The sequence below is a fragment of the Pseudoxanthomonas kaohsiungensis genome, from assembly GCF_010211765.1.
Taxonomy (GTDB): Bacteria; Pseudomonadota; Gammaproteobacteria; order Xanthomonadales; family Xanthomonadaceae; genus Pseudoxanthomonas; species Pseudoxanthomonas kaohsiungensis.
The window spans coordinates 104,962-117,524 of the sequence record NZ_PDWO01000013.1; the positions used below are offsets into that span (position 1 = coordinate 104,962).

Consider the following 12,563-nt stretch of genomic DNA (forward strand, 5'->3'; position numbering starts at 1 on the left):
CGCCAGCGCCTGCGCTGTGTCCGCCGGGGTCACGACACGTAGAGCGGGGCTTGCCCCGCTGCCCTCCGATGACCGTGCCGGGCACAGGCAAGGCACAGCGGGGCAAGCCCCGCTCTACGGTGGCCGCCTGGCTGGGTGTGGTGATGGTCGCGTGCCTGGCCATGCCGGCATCGGCCGCGCCCGCCGGGTCGCTTCCGCGCGAACACCTCCGCCTCGACGACGGCTGGCGCTTCCACCGTGGCGACCCGCCCGGCGTCGATGGCAGGCTCGACTACGACGTGCGGCCGGAGGTGGTGCAGAGCGCGGACGGCAAAGTCGCCGATGCCCGCCCGGACGCGGCCGTGAAGGTCGCCGCGTCGCGGCCGGTACTCAAGCCCTGGATCCTGCCCACCGCGAACGCCTTCATCGCCGATCCGGCGCGACGCCACGTGCGACCGGCGGCCGCGCCGGAGGTCGGCGACGTGGCTTTCCTGCGGCCGGGCTTTGACGACAGCGGCTGGGAAGAGGTGACCCTGCCGCACGACTGGGCCATCGCCGGTCCGTTCATCGAGGAGGGGCCGTACGGCGGCATGGGCCGGCTGCCGAGCTGGGGCGTGGGCTGGTACCGCCGCGCGCTCGACATTCCCGCCGCCATGGCCGGACGCCGTGTGTTCCTCGACATCGGCGGCGCGATGTCCTACGCGACCGTGTGGCTCAATGGCCGGCTGGTCGGTGGCTGGCCCTACGGCTACAACTCCTGGCGCGTGGACCTGACGCCGTACGTGGAATTCGGCGGCCGCAACCAGCTCGCCATCCGCCTGGACAACCCGCCCGAATCGGCGCGCTGGTACCCCGGTGGCGGCCTCTACCGCGACGTGTGGCTGACCGTGACCGACCCGGTGCATGTCGGCCAGTGGGGCACCTACGTGACCACCAGCGCGGTGTCGGAGGCGTCGGCGACGGTGAGCCTGCGCGTGGACGTGGACAATACCGGCGGCGACGGCGCACGGCTGCAGGTGGCCAGCGAAATCTTCGCGCTCGATGCATCCGGCGCGCAGCAGGGCGAGCCGGTCGCGCGGATCCCGCCGCAATCCCTGGACGTAGCCGCCGGCGCCAGCGCGCGCCTGCAGTCGTCCACGCGCATCGACAACCCGCGCCTGTGGGGCCCGCCACCGACCCAGCAACCGCACCGCTACGCCGCCATCACTACCGTGGCACGGGACGGCCGCATCGTCGACCGCTACGAAACCCGCTTCGGCATCCGCGAGGTGCGCTGGGATCCCGGCCGCGGCGTGGTCGTCAACGGCGAGCACATCCCGTTGCGCGGGGTGAACCAGCACCACGACCTCGGCGCGCTGGGCGCGGCGTTCAACGTCCGCGCCGCCGAGCGCCAGCTGGAGATCCTGCGCGGGATGGGCGTGAACGCCATCCGCCTGGCGCACAACCCGCCCGATCCGCAGCTGCTCGAGCTCACCGACCGCATGGGCTTCCTGGTCGTCGACGAGGTGTTCGATTCCTGGGAAAAGAAGAAGACCCCGCTGGATTTCCACCTGGTCTTCCCCGAGTGGCACGAGGCCGACCTGCGCGCGATGCTGCGCCGCGACCGCAATCATCCTTCGGTGATCCTGTGGAGCGTCGGCAACGAGGTCGGCGAGCAGTACGACGGCGAGGCCGGCGCGGCGATCGGCCGCGCGCTGGTGCGGATCGTGCGCGAGGAGGATCCGACCCGCCCGGCCACCGCCTCGATGAACTGGGCCAAGGCCGACATGCCCTTCCCCGCGGCGTTCGACGTCATCAACCTCAACTACCAGGGCGAAGGCATCCGCCAGGACCCGGAGTTCGAGGGCACCGAGCGGATCCGCACGCCACCTTCGTACCCGGCGTTCCGGGAAGCGTTCCCGGGGAAGGTGATCTTCGGCAGCGAGACCGCCTCGGCCTTCAGCAGCCGCGGCGTGTACCTGTTCCCGGTGTCGCAGCAGATGAGCGCACCGGTGCGCGACGGCCGCGGCGGCGATTCGACGATCCGCCAGGTCAGCAGCTACGAGTTGCACGCGGTGGATTTCGGTTCCAGCGCCGACAAGGTCTTCGCCACGCTCGACCGCCATCCCTACGTGGCCGGCGAATTCGTCTGGAACGGCTTCGACTACCTGGGCGAGCCCACGCCGTACTACGACTCGCGCAGCTCCTACAGCGGCATCGTCGACCTGGCCGGCTTCCCGAAGGACCGCTACTTCCTCTACCAGTCGCGCTGGCGCCCGGACCTGCCGATGGCGCACATCCTGCCGCACTGGACCTGGCCGGGGCGCGAGGGCGCGGTGACGCCGGTGCATGTGTTCACCTCCGGCGACGAAGCCGAGCTGTTCGTCAACGGCGTCTCGCAGGGACGCAGGAAGAAGACCGCCGCGGCGAACCTGGCCGCAGGGCGCGCGCCGGGTGCCGAGGACTACCGCCTGCGCTGGGACCAGGTGGTCTACCAGCCCGGCGAAGTGCGCGTGCAGGCGTACCGCGACGGCAAGGCGTGGGCCAGCGAAACCGTGCGTACCGCCGGTGCGCCGGCGAGGCTGGAGCTGTCGCTCGACCGCGGCCACATCGCCGGCGACGGCCGCGACCTGGCCTTCGCCACGGTGCGCATCGTCGACGCCGAGGGCAACCCGGTGCCCGACGCCAGCGACCGCATCCGCTTCAGCGTCGACGGCCCTGGCCGGATCGTCGCCACCGACAACGGCGACGCCACCGACATGACCCCGTTTCCCTCGCCCGGGCGCGATGCCTTCGGCGGCCTGGCGCTGGCGATTGTCGCCGGCACGCCCGGCGCCCAGGGCACGCTCACCGTGCGCGCCGAGTCCGGCAGGTTGCGGGGCGCCAGCGCCACGCTGCAGGTCGGTGGCCGGCCTTACGTCAAGGATCCGCGCCACTGGCCGACGCCGGTGATGGACACGCTGCCGCCGGAGCTGCCGACATTCGGGCGCGAGCATGCGGTGCTGGTGTTCTCCAAGACTAATGGCTTCCGCGACGACGCGCAGATCCAGGCCGCCAATGCCGCAGTGCGCACGCTGGCCGAAGCGCGCGGCTGGGACGTGTTCGTCACCGAGAATGCCGCAGTGTTCAATCCCGTCGCGCTGGCCCGCTTCGACGTGGTCGTGCTCAACAGCACCAGTGGCGACATCTTCCTGCCCACCCAGCGCGACGCCTTCCGCCACTGGCTGGAGCAGGGCGGCAGCCTGCTCGCCCTGCACGGCGCCGGCGGCGATCCCCGTTATGACTGGCGCTGGTACGTCGATACCGTGCTCGGCGCGCAGTTCATCGGCCACACCTACTCGCCGCAGTTCCAGCAGGGCGTGGTCGAGGTCGCCGAACCGGCGCACCCGGCGATGCGCCCGCTGCCGGCACGCTGGCAACGCGAGGAGGAGTGGTACGCCTTCGACCGCGTGCCGAGTGGCCATGGCACCCGGATCCTGGCGCGCCTGGACGAAGGCAGCTACGCACCCGAACCGGGCCAGCGCATGGGCGACCACCCGGTCGTGTGGACCCGCTGCATCGGCCAGGGCCGCGTGTTCTATTCCGCGCTCGGGCACAAGGCCGAAACCTATGCCGAACCTTTGCACCTGCGGATGATCGATGGCGCGCTCGGCTGGGCGGCCGAGGCCCGCCGCGACGGCTGCGACTGATCCACGGCCATGCGCCGACGTCCGCACGGCGCCACCGCAAGGACCACCCGATGAGCAGGCACTACCCCATGACCCTGACCCTGCTGGCGCTGCTGGCCGGCGTCGTTCCCGCCGGCCACGGCGCAACGCCGCAGCGCTCCGCCGCACCGCCGCTGAAGCAGGCCTTCGCCGACGCCTTCCTGCTCGGCACCGCGGTCAACGACGACATCGTCAGCGGCCGCGACGCGCGCGCGCAGGCGCTGGTGCCGCGGCACTTCAACGCGATCACGCTGGAGAACTCGATGAAGGCCGAGGTGCTCAACCCGCGTCCGGGCGAGTACGACTTCGCCGCCGCCGACGCCTTCGTCGCGTTCGGCGAGCAGCACGGCATGTTCATCGTCGGCCACACCCTGGTCTGGCACAACCAGACCCCTGAGTGGCTCTTCAAACAGGCCGATGGCACGCCGGTGGGGCGCGAGGCGCTGGCCGAGCGCATGCGCCAGTACATCGAGGCGGTCGCCGGCCGCTATGCCGGGCGCGTCGATGCCTGGGACGTGGTCAACGAGCAGATCGGCGAGGACGGCCGGTACCGCGACACCACCTGGGTCAAGGGCATCGGCGATGGCGACGAACTCATGCGCCTGGCCTTCACCCATGCCGCCCGCTACGCGCCGGATGCCGAGCTGTACTACAACGACTTCAACGCCTGGCGACCCGAGAAGCGCGACGGCATCGTGCGCATGGTGAAGATGCTGCAGGCGCATGGCATCCGCATCGACGGCATCGGCATCCAGGGCCACTGGGGCCTGGACTACCCGGCCACGGCCGACATCGAGGCGGCGATCGACGCCTACGCCGCGCTCGGGGTCAAGGTGATGATCACCGAGCTGGACGTGGACGTGCTGCCGCTGACCAAGGAGGGCCAGATCATCGGCCAGGGCATGATGCATCCGCAGTTCCAGCTGCCCGAGTTCAAGCGCTTCCTCGATCCGTACCGGGACGGCCTGCCGGCTGCGGTGCAGGAGCGGCTGGCCGCGCGCTACGCCGAACTGTTCGAACTCTTCCACCGCCGCCGCGATGTGATCGACCGGGTCAGCGTATGGGGCGTGCACGATGCGATGTCGTGGAAGAACGGCTACCCGATCCCGCACCGGACCAACTACCCGCTGCTGTTCGACCGCGACTACCGGCCCAAGCCGGCGCTGGAGGCGGTGCTGGCCGTGCCCGCGCGCGACTGAGCGCGCGCCGCCGGCCTACTGCTCCGGCCCGGCGTTCACCACCGCCCAGAAGTAGCCCAGGGTCTTGACCGCGTCGAGGAACTGGCTGTCGTCCACCGGCTTGACCACGTAGGCGTTCACGCCTAGGTTCCAGCTGTCGACCAGGTCGCGGTCTTCGCGCGACGAGGTGAGGATCACCACCGGCATGGTCCGCAGCCGCTCGTCGGCACGGACCTGGCGCAGCAGGTCCAGCCCGTTCACCCGCGGCATGTGGATGTCGAGCAGCACCAGCGCCGGGTTCTCGGGCGAGCGGCCCGCGAACGCGCCCTTGCAGTGCAGGTAGTCCAGCGCCTCGGCGCCGTCCTCGACATGCACGATCGGGTTGGCCAGCTTGGCCTCGCGCAGCGCGTCGATGGCCATCTCCGCATCGGCGGGGCTGTCTTCGACCAGCAGGATCGTCTTGAACCTGTCCATGGGTGCATCCGTTGTGGCGTTGTGACGTGGCATGAGGGTAGCGCATGGCCGGCCTCGCCTGTTCATCACCACGACCGGGGGCTGAACGGCGCCGGCGATTTGCCTTTCCTGTACCCCGGACTCACCGCCCGATGACGGCGTTCGCGGTGCAATCGGCCCACGCCCACCCGGGAGCACGCGATGACGCGCGACCAAGCCACGACCCCGCCCGCCACCCGCCCCAACCGTCGCAGCGACGAGGCGCACGTGCCCGCCGCCGACAAGCTGCGCAACGACAAGGCACGCTGGAAGGACCACGACCAGCCCGACGATCCGCGCAGCGACCGGCCCGATCCCGAACACGACTATCCCGATGCCGGCACGGCCGTCCCGCGCTGAGCCTGCCGCCGCCATCGGTCCCGACCGGAGCGCCGCCATGCATACGCGTCCCGACATCGATGCCGAACTTGAGCGCCTGCAGCAGCGGCTGCCGATGCTGGTAGGGCAGCTGCCCGCCGACCAGGTGCTGGCCGCGTTCGCCCGTGAAGCCGGGCCCCTCAACGAATCCGTGCCGGAGGAACACCGCGCCTACGTCACCGGCCGCCTGAACTGCATGCTGGCCGCCGCCGGCCTGGTGCCGGGCGAGACCGAGGGCGAGCCCTGCCCGACCGGCGACTGAGGGCCGCGGCGACCCGGCCCGGCGGGGGCAATCGGCAGGCGGCCGGGCGCCGGTGGCCACACGCGGCCCACGCCGCGTCCGGGTCGGTTCGCGCGTCGGGGACGCGGAATGCCGTTGCACTCATGCTCCGCGCCCGAATCCGAACAACGCCTGCAGCGGATGCGATCGACGCTTGACCAGCGCGGCCAGCAGCCCCGCGCCCAGCACGCTGTAGGTGATGCCGTTGCCGCCATAGGCCATCGCGAAATGCACCCGCGGCCCCCACTGCCGGTGCGGGCCGAAGAACGGCAGCCCGTCGCCGGTCTCGGCGAAGGTGCCGGCCCAGGAGAACGCCGGGGTCAGCTGCAGCTGCGGGAACAGCGCGCCGAAGCGCTTGAGCAGCGTGCGCGCCTTCTTCTCCACCCGTGCGTCGCGTCGCGCGGGCACGTCGACCGCGTCGTCCTCACCGCCCAGCAACAAGCGGCGATCGGCGGTCGAGCGTGCGTACAGGTACGGGCGCGCCGTCTCCCACAGCAGCGTGTCCTGCAGGAAACCGAGCTCGCCCTCGCCCAGCGGATCGCTGATCAGCGCGTAGCTGCTGCGGTTGCGCGCCACCGCCTCGGCCAGCCAGTGCTGGCTGGCATAGCCGGCCGCCAGGACCAGGTGGCCGGCGCGGACCACCGGCCCGTGCTCCATCCGCAACGTCACCGTACGCGTGCCGACCTCGAAATCGAGCATCCGGGTGCGGTCGAACACCGCCACGCCCTCGCCCTGCAGGCGCTGCAGCAGGCGGTGGGCGAGCCGGTACGGGTCCACCCGCGCGCCGTCGGCGCTGAGCAGCGCGGCGGGCGCATCGAGGCCGTACTCGCGGCGCAGCGCCTCGCGCGAGAGGTACTCGACCGCGATCCCGTGCCGGGTGCGCGCGGCATGCTCCTCGCGGAGGGCACGGACGTCGCGCCGCCGGCTGGCGAAGTACAGGCTCCCGTTGCGCGCGAACTCCACGTCGCGCCAAGGCGCGGCGATCGCGCGCAGCTGCTCCAGCGCATCGACGCACGCGCGGTAGGCGAGCGCGGCCTGCGCCTCGCCGTGGCGCCTGGCCAGGTCGACCAGGTGGGTGTCGATCTCGTACTGCAGCAGCGCGGTGCTGGCGGCGGTGCTGCCCCAGCCGATGTCGCGCTGTTCGACCACCGCCACGTCCAGCCCCTCGCCGGCCATCGCCCGCGCGATCAGCGCGCCGGTGATGCCGCCGCCGACGATCGCCACGTCGCAGCGCTGGTCGGCCTCCAGCCGCGGGAACGGCTTCATCAAGCCGTTCTTCACCGCCCAGTACGGGTAACCGCTCTTGAGATCCATGCCTGACTCCGAAGTGGGCACGCATGCTCCCAGCGCAGGCCGGTGCGCCGGGTGAAGGCCGCGGGTCGCACCGGCTCCCGATGGCGTGGGCTTCACGCAGCCACGACGGCCGGTTCGGCAGTTTCACCAAACTGAACTTCCCACCCCGGAACCGACCATGCGCCAGACCACCGGAATCGTCCTGATCGTCGAGGACAACCGCAGCCTCGCCGAGACGCTCGGCAACTACCTGGAAAGCCAGGGCTTCGATGTCGACTACGCCGCCGACGGCCTGGAGGGCTACCGCCTGGCCGCGGAGAACCACTACGACGCCATCGTCCTGGACGGCAACCTGCCGCGCCTGGACGGGCTGGAAGTGTGCCGCCGCCTGCGTGGCGAAGCGCGCAACTCGACCCCGGTGATCATGCTCACGGCCCGCGACACCCTGGACGACAAGCTCGCCGGCCTGGACAACGGCGCCGACGACTACCTGACCAAGCCGTTCGCCGCGCAGGAGCTGGATGCGCGCCTGCGCGCGGTGATGCGCCGCAACCGCAAGGAGCTGGGCCAGCAGGTCCTGACCGTGGGCGACCTGGTGTTCGATCCGGCCAGCCACCGCGTCACCCGCGCCGGCCAGGAACTGATGGTCTCGCCGATCGGGACCAAGCTGCTGCATATCCTGATGCGCGAATCCCCGCGCGTGGTCACCCGGCGCGAGATCGAGGGCGAGATCTGGGGCACCAGCCTGCCCGACTCGGACACCCTGCGCAGCCACCTCTACAACCTGCGCAAGGTCATCGACAAGGGCTTCGACACTCCGCTGCTGCATACCGTGCAGAGCGCCGGCTACCGCATGGCCGACCTCGCCCGCCCCGTGCAGAAGGCCGCCGCGGCCCAGCCGGCCGCCAGCGCCGATCCGGTCGCCGCCTGAGCCGGATCCGCCAGCACCCGCCCGACGCCGTGCGCGCATGAGCCGACCCGCCATGCGGTTCCCGGTGGACCCCGAGCACCTGCTGCTGTCCGGGGTCACCGATTATGCGATCTACATGCTCGACCCGTCGGGCGTCATCCTCAGCTGGAACACCGGCGGTGAACGGATCAAGGGCTACTCCGACGCCGAGGTGATCGGGGAGCACTTCTCGAAGTTCTACACCGCCGAGGACCGCGCCGCCGGCGAGCCGGGCAGGGCCCTGGCGACCGCCGCGCGCGAGGGCCGCTACGAGGCCGAGGGCTGGCGCGTGCGCAAGGACGGCTCGCGCTTCCGCGCCAACATCGTGATCGACGCGATCTGGCACGAGGGCCGGCACGTGGGCTTCGCCAAGATCACCCGCGACATCACCGAGCGCTACACCGCCCAGCAGCAGCTGCGGGCGGCGCAGCATTCGCTGGCGCAGGTGCAGCGGATCAACGCGCTGGGCCAGCTCAGCCTCGGCCTGGCGCACGACTTCAACAACCTGCTGGCGGTGGTCACCGCCAGCCTGGACTTGCTGCCCGGCGCCGACGAGGCCCGCCGCCAGCGCCTGGTCGACGTGGCCCGCCAGGCCACCGAGCGCGGCCAGCGCCTGACCCTGCAGATGCTGGCCTTCGCCCGCGGGCAGCGGCTGGCGCCGGCGCTGCATGACGTCAATGCGCTGGTGTTCGATGCGGCCGACGTCTACCGCCGCGCCGCCGGCGCCATCACCCAGTGCGAGTTCGCCCTGTCCGAGGTGCCGCCGGTGATGGTCGACGCCGGACAACTCGAGGCGGCCCTGCTCAACCTCGTGGGCAACGCGCGCGACGCGCTGCAGTCGCCCGGCACCATCCGCATCTCGACCCGGCACGCGCGACCGGACCCGCGCGAGCACGTCGAGGCCCGCGAGGGCACCGACTACGTCTACATCACCGTCGCCGACGACGGCCCCGGCATGGACGAGGAAGTGCGGCTGCGCGCGATGGAGCCGTTCTTCACCACCAAGGACGTCGGCCACGGCAGCGGCCTGGGCCTGAGCCAGGTGTTCGGCTTCGCCAGCCAGTCCGGCGGCTTCGCCTTCATCGACAGCGAGCCCGGGCGCGGCACCCGCGTCACCCTCGCCCTCCCGATACCGGACCCTGCCCCATGACCCGCCTGCTCTACGTCGAAGACGACCCGCTCCTGCGCACCGTCACCACCATGGCCCTGGAAGACGCCGGCTACGAGGTGGTGCGGGCCGAGGACGGCCGCGAGGCACTGCGCCTGCTCGAAGAGCACGGCGGCTTCGACTTCGTGGTCAGCGACATCAGCATGCCCGGCGGCGTCAGCGGGCTGGACGTGGCCCAGGCCGCGCGGCAATCGCGCCCGGGCTGCCGCATGGTGCTGATGTCCGGCTACGCGACCTCGCAGTTGCCGGCGCTGCCGGACGACGCGCTGTTCATGACCAAGCCGTTCCGCGTGCCCGACCTGCTGGCGATGCTGGCCGACGGCGCGCAGCCCAGCGCGGCGGCCTGATCCGCCCAGGCGACGGCCCTGGCCCACTCGGCCGACTACCGGAAGTGCTCGACCGCAGCCGGTGGCACGACCCAGGCATGCATGCGCTCCTCGTACACCGACACGGTCGGCGCCGGGAAACGCGGATCGGCGAACGCGCCTATCGGAATGCTGACGTAGTCCGGCAGGCCGAGCGGCTCGTAGTAGACGGTAGCCCCGCATCGGGGGCAGAAATGGAAGCGCGCGCCCGGGCCTTCGTCGCCCGCCTGCACGTACTGCGACGACTCGCCGGCAGGGGCGACGTCCGCGCGCGGGAACCGCGCCTGCGCGCTGAACGGACCCCCGGTGCGCCGCTGGCAGGCCAGGCAGTGGCAGATCGACACCCGCACCGGTTCGCCGACGACGCGGGCGGTGAGCTGGCCACAACTGCAGGAGGCGATCCGTTCCATCATCCGTTTCCGTGGTGAAGCCATCGCGGGAGCCCGGTCGCGTCGCAGGCCACGTTCGCCTGCGACCACGACCTAGGTGCCGAGCCTGAGCGCCAGCACGTGGTCATCGTACGCCTTCCCGCCGACGTGGAACGTCCGCTCGGCGACATGCGAGAACCCCTGCTTGAGGTAGAAGCCCAGTGCCGCCTCGTTGCCCGCATACACACCCAGCAGCAGGCGCACCGCCCCGGTGGCACGGGCGAACTCCACGGCCTGCGCGAGCAGCCGCTTGCCCGCCCCACCGCCCTGGTAGCGGCCGAGCAGGTAGATGCGCTTGAGCTCGAGGTCCTCGTCCGGGTTCGCCACCGCCAGGTCCGGCGGCGTGACGACCAGATAGCCCACCGGCGCGCCGCCGGCCGGCGCCTCCACCAGCCACACGCCGGCGCGGGGGTCCTCCAGTCAGTCGCGGTAACGGGCCGCTCCGTGCGCGCCCGCGCAATGGCCGACGATCGCCGCGCCATCCAGCACGCCCGCGAACGTCTCGAGGAACGTGGCCTGGCCCACCAGCGACAGTGCGGCCTCATCGCCGGGGCTGGCGCGCCGGATGCTGACTTCACCTACCATGCCCTGTGCTCCCCTCCGTCAATGCGTGACTCAAGCCGGCCCACCAGGCGACATCGGCTTGCTTGCATGGTCAGGCGGCACGGTCGCCACTTGCGGGCACTCCCCCGGGGATACGGGCGATGACCTTGATCTCGAAGTCGAACCCCGCGAGCCAGTTGACGCCTATCGCCGTCCAGTTCGGATAAGGCGCCTCGGGGAAGACCTCGCCCTTGATAGCCATGATCGTCCCGAACTGGTTCTCCGGATCGGTATGGAAGGTCGTCACATCGACGATGTCGTCGAACCCACACCCACCTGCCCGCAGGGTCGCCTCGAGATTGGCGAATGCCAGGCGCACCTGGGCCTCGAAGTCCGGCTCGGGGGAGCCATCGCTGCGGCTTCCGACCTGGCCGGACACGAACAGAAGATCACCCGACCTTATCGCCGCGGAATAGGTCTGCGAGGAGTAGAGGTCATGCCGACCAGCGGGGAAAACGGCGTCACGGGGGGCCATCTGGATTTCCTCTTGTGGGCTGCTGGAACGCGGTATCGCCAGGAAGCAGCGCCGTCTTGGTCGAACCGCCAGACGGCGGATCGACAAACACCGCCTGCCCGCCCTGGCGTTCAAACGTCAGGTTGACGGTGCGGCCAACGGCACGGGTGCGATGGACCACTCCAGCCGGCACCACCAGGCACTGCCATGGGCGCAGTATGGCCTCTTCACCGCCGGCGAACTCGATGTGCAACTCGCCATCCACCACCAGGAACAGTTCATCGGTATCGGGATGGTGGTGCCAGCGGTACTCGCCCTCGAACACGGCCATGCGCAGGCAATCGTCGTTGACGTCGAGCAGGACCTGGTTTCGATAGGCTTCGTTGACCTCGGCCTGGATCGCCCGGACATCGACGACACCGCAAGCGGCGAACCTGGCGCGCTCGGACGAGTACTCACCGGCGGACGGGAACTTGGATGTCATAGACCCTCCAGGCGCTCAAGACCGACAGCGCCACTCGACGCTTGCGTTCAGCGGGGCCCAGTCGGGACCGCTTCGACGGACGATCGGGACACACAGCGTACGCGCCGCACCGTGAACTCTTCCTTCGCCGATCCACTGAGCCGCCCTGCCAGTCGCTTAGGCGAATGGCAGGAGCTTTGATTCGTCTCTGTAACCGCCGATTGTTCTGGGGCCGGGCGTTGCCATGGAAGCACTACTGAGGGTTAGGCCAGGGTGTCCACTGAAGCGAAGGAACTACCGCGTCGGCTTGAATGATGGGATGGACTCCTCCCGCGTCACCACACGGCTTCGATGAGCCAGACCGATACTGGATCGGGACACGGGATCACGAGAGGAGTCCACGCCATGCATGCTAGTACCGTTGCCATCGACCTGGCAAAAGAGGTCTTCGAGCTGGCCTTCGCCGACGACCGGGGCAGGGTCGTGGAGCGCAAGCGCCTGTCGCGCCGGGCCTTCGCCCGGGCCTTGGAGCAGCGCCCACCGCTGCGGGTACTGATGGAGGCCTGCGGCAGCGCGCATTACTGGGCCCGGCGCTTCCAGCGCCTGGGACATGCGGTGCGGTTGCTGCCCGCCCGCGACGTACGCCCGTATGTGCGGGGCAACAAGACCGACCGCAACGACGTGGCCGGGATACTGGAAGCGGACCGCTGCGGCAACATTGCCGGCGTGCCGGTGAAGACACCCGAGCAACAGGGCATCCAGGCGCTGCACCGGCTACGCGAACACCTCAAGGCCGAGCGCACCGCCACGACCAACCTGCTGCGCGGCGTGCTGCGCGAATTCGGGG

The 12,563-nt window shown here is 70.6% G+C and carries 15 protein-coding genes and 1 pseudogene; 9 read left to right on the top strand and 7 right to left on the bottom strand.

Annotation, left to right across the window (positions count from 1 at the left end; translation table 11 throughout):
* Positions 1–68: 68 nt before the first annotated feature.
* The 3 genes and pseudogenes from galB to CSC66_RS13545 all read left to right on the top strand — a co-directional run.
* Positions 69–2,861 (top strand): annotated as a pseudogene (gene galB, locus CSC66_RS13540) (beta-galactosidase GalB); the annotation flags it as partial.
* 48 nt (positions 2,862–2,909) lie between these two features.
* Positions 2,910–3,647, top strand: coding sequence for a ThuA domain-containing protein (locus tag CSC66_RS17630; RefSeq protein ID WP_238394401.1), 738 nt, complete (start codon positions 2,910–2,912; stop codon positions 3,645–3,647).
* 50 nt (positions 3,648–3,697) lie between these two features.
* A complete protein-coding gene (locus CSC66_RS13545) occupies positions 3,698–4,864 on the top strand; it encodes an endo-1,4-beta-xylanase (protein WP_202935651.1) in 1,167 nt (388 codons plus the stop codon).
* Between the two features lie 15 nt (positions 4,865–4,879).
* Here the strand turns inward: CSC66_RS13545 and CSC66_RS13550 are convergent, their stop codons facing one another.
* A complete protein-coding gene (locus CSC66_RS13550) occupies positions 4,880–5,317 on the bottom strand; it encodes a response regulator (RefSeq protein WP_162377931.1) in 438 nt (145 codons plus the stop codon).
* A gap of 180 nt (positions 5,318–5,497) precedes the next feature.
* On the opposite strand from CSC66_RS13550, the gene CSC66_RS13555 reads away from it, so the two are divergent.
* Both CSC66_RS13555 and CSC66_RS13560 read left to right on the top strand, forming a co-directional pair.
* The gene (locus CSC66_RS13555; RefSeq protein ID WP_162377848.1) at positions 5,498–5,695 is read left to right on the top strand and encodes a hypothetical protein; all 198 of its coding nucleotides are present in this window, start codon (positions 5,498–5,500) and stop codon (positions 5,693–5,695) included.
* Positions 5,696–5,732: 37 nt separating this feature from the next.
* Entirely contained in the window at positions 5,733–5,975 is a 243-nt protein-coding gene (locus tag CSC66_RS13560; RefSeq protein WP_162377932.1) for a hypothetical protein, read from the top strand.
* 120 nt (positions 5,976–6,095) lie between these two features.
* Here the strand turns inward: CSC66_RS13560 and CSC66_RS13565 are convergent, their stop codons facing one another.
* A complete protein-coding gene (locus CSC66_RS13565) occupies positions 6,096–7,307 on the bottom strand; it encodes an NAD(P)/FAD-dependent oxidoreductase (RefSeq protein WP_162377933.1) in 1,212 nt (403 codons plus the stop codon).
* A 157-nt stretch (positions 7,308–7,464) separates the two neighbouring features.
* Between CSC66_RS13565 and CSC66_RS13570 the strand changes: the two genes are divergently transcribed.
* Genes CSC66_RS13570 through CSC66_RS13580 form a run of 3 tightly spaced genes read left to right on the top strand, consistent with a single transcriptional unit; the run spans position 7,465 to position 9,750 of the window.
* Positions 7,465–8,217, top strand: a complete 753-nt coding sequence (locus CSC66_RS13570; protein WP_162377934.1) for a response regulator transcription factor — start codon at positions 7,465–7,467, stop codon at positions 8,215–8,217.
* Positions 8,218–8,254: 37 nt separating this feature from the next.
* Positions 8,255–9,385: a two-component system sensor histidine kinase NtrB gene (locus CSC66_RS13575; protein ID WP_162377935.1), complete on the top strand. Its 1,131-nt coding sequence runs from the start codon at positions 8,255–8,257 to the stop codon at positions 9,383–9,385.
* Positions 9,382–9,750, top strand: coding sequence for a response regulator (locus tag CSC66_RS13580; protein ID WP_162377936.1), 369 nt, complete (start codon positions 9,382–9,384; stop codon positions 9,748–9,750). The genes CSC66_RS13575 and CSC66_RS13580 overlap by 4 nt, the downstream gene beginning before the upstream one ends.
* A gap of 35 nt (positions 9,751–9,785) precedes the next feature.
* Here the strand turns inward: CSC66_RS13580 and CSC66_RS13585 are convergent, their stop codons facing one another.
* The 5 genes from CSC66_RS13585 to CSC66_RS13600 form a co-directional block, all read right to left on the bottom strand.
* Positions 9,786–10,178, bottom strand: coding sequence for a GFA family protein (locus CSC66_RS13585; RefSeq protein ID WP_338016024.1), 393 nt, complete (start codon positions 10,176–10,178; stop codon positions 9,786–9,788).
* A gap of 72 nt (positions 10,179–10,250) precedes the next feature.
* Entirely contained in the window at positions 10,251–10,616 is a 366-nt protein-coding gene (locus CSC66_RS17465) for a GNAT family N-acetyltransferase (protein ID WP_338016025.1), read from the bottom strand.
* A complete protein-coding gene (locus CSC66_RS17470) occupies positions 10,617–10,781 on the bottom strand; it encodes a hypothetical protein (protein WP_202935653.1) in 165 nt (54 codons plus the stop codon).
* Positions 10,782–10,851: 70 nt separating this feature from the next.
* The gene (locus CSC66_RS13595) at positions 10,852–11,274 is read right to left on the bottom strand and encodes a RidA family protein (RefSeq protein ID WP_162377938.1); all 423 of its coding nucleotides are present in this window, start codon (positions 11,272–11,274) and stop codon (positions 10,852–10,854) included.
* Positions 11,261–11,737, bottom strand: a complete 477-nt coding sequence (locus tag CSC66_RS13600; protein ID WP_162377939.1) for a cupin domain-containing protein — start codon at positions 11,735–11,737, stop codon at positions 11,261–11,263. Before CSC66_RS13600 ends, CSC66_RS13595 begins: the two co-directional genes overlap by 14 nt.
* Positions 11,738–12,121: 384 nt before the next feature.
* Between CSC66_RS13600 and CSC66_RS13605 the strand changes: the two genes are divergently transcribed.
* Positions 12,122–12,563, top strand: a 442-nt coding sequence (locus CSC66_RS13605) for an IS110 family RNA-guided transposase (protein ID WP_162377940.1), incomplete at its 3' end; no start/stop codon positions are given.

What these genes read in the sequence shown, in the direction of transcription:
- CSC66_RS17470 (WP_202935653.1), bottom strand. Translation starts at nt 10,781, where the DNA reads ATGGTAGGTGAAGTCAGCATCCGGCGCGCCAGCCCCGGCGATGAGGCC.
- CSC66_RS17630 (WP_238394401.1), top strand. Translation starts at nt 2,910, where the DNA reads ATGGACACGCTGCCGCCGGAGCTGCCGACATTCGGGCGCGAGCATGCG.
- CSC66_RS13570 (WP_162377934.1), top strand. Translation starts at nt 7,465, where the DNA reads ATGCGCCAGACCACCGGAATCGTCCTGATCGTCGAGGACAACCGCAGC.
- CSC66_RS13555 (WP_162377848.1), top strand. Translation starts at nt 5,498, where the DNA reads ATGACGCGCGACCAAGCCACGACCCCGCCCGCCACCCGCCCCAACCGT.
- CSC66_RS13580 (WP_162377936.1), top strand. Translation starts at nt 9,382, where the DNA reads ATGACCCGCCTGCTCTACGTCGAAGACGACCCGCTCCTGCGCACCGTC.
- CSC66_RS13565 (WP_162377933.1), bottom strand. Translation starts at nt 7,307, where the DNA reads ATGGATCTCAAGAGCGGTTACCCGTACTGGGCGGTGAAGAACGGCTTG.
- CSC66_RS13575 (WP_162377935.1), top strand. Translation starts at nt 8,255, where the DNA reads ATGAGCCGACCCGCCATGCGGTTCCCGGTGGACCCCGAGCACCTGCTG.
- CSC66_RS13600 (WP_162377939.1), bottom strand. Translation starts at nt 11,737, where the DNA reads ATGACATCCAAGTTCCCGTCCGCCGGTGAGTACTCGTCCGAGCGCGCC.
- CSC66_RS13585 (WP_338016024.1), bottom strand. Translation starts at nt 10,178, where the DNA reads ATGGAACGGATCGCCTCCTGCAGTTGTGGCCAGCTCACCGCCCGCGTC.
- CSC66_RS13545 (WP_202935651.1), top strand. Translation starts at nt 3,698, where the DNA reads ATGAGCAGGCACTACCCCATGACCCTGACCCTGCTGGCGCTGCTGGCC.
- CSC66_RS13595 (WP_162377938.1), bottom strand. Translation starts at nt 11,274, where the DNA reads ATGGCCCCCCGTGACGCCGTTTTCCCCGCTGGTCGGCATGACCTCTAC.
- CSC66_RS13560 (WP_162377932.1), top strand. Translation starts at nt 5,733, where the DNA reads ATGCATACGCGTCCCGACATCGATGCCGAACTTGAGCGCCTGCAGCAG.
- CSC66_RS13550 (WP_162377931.1), bottom strand. Translation starts at nt 5,317, where the DNA reads ATGGACAGGTTCAAGACGATCCTGCTGGTCGAAGACAGCCCCGCCGAT.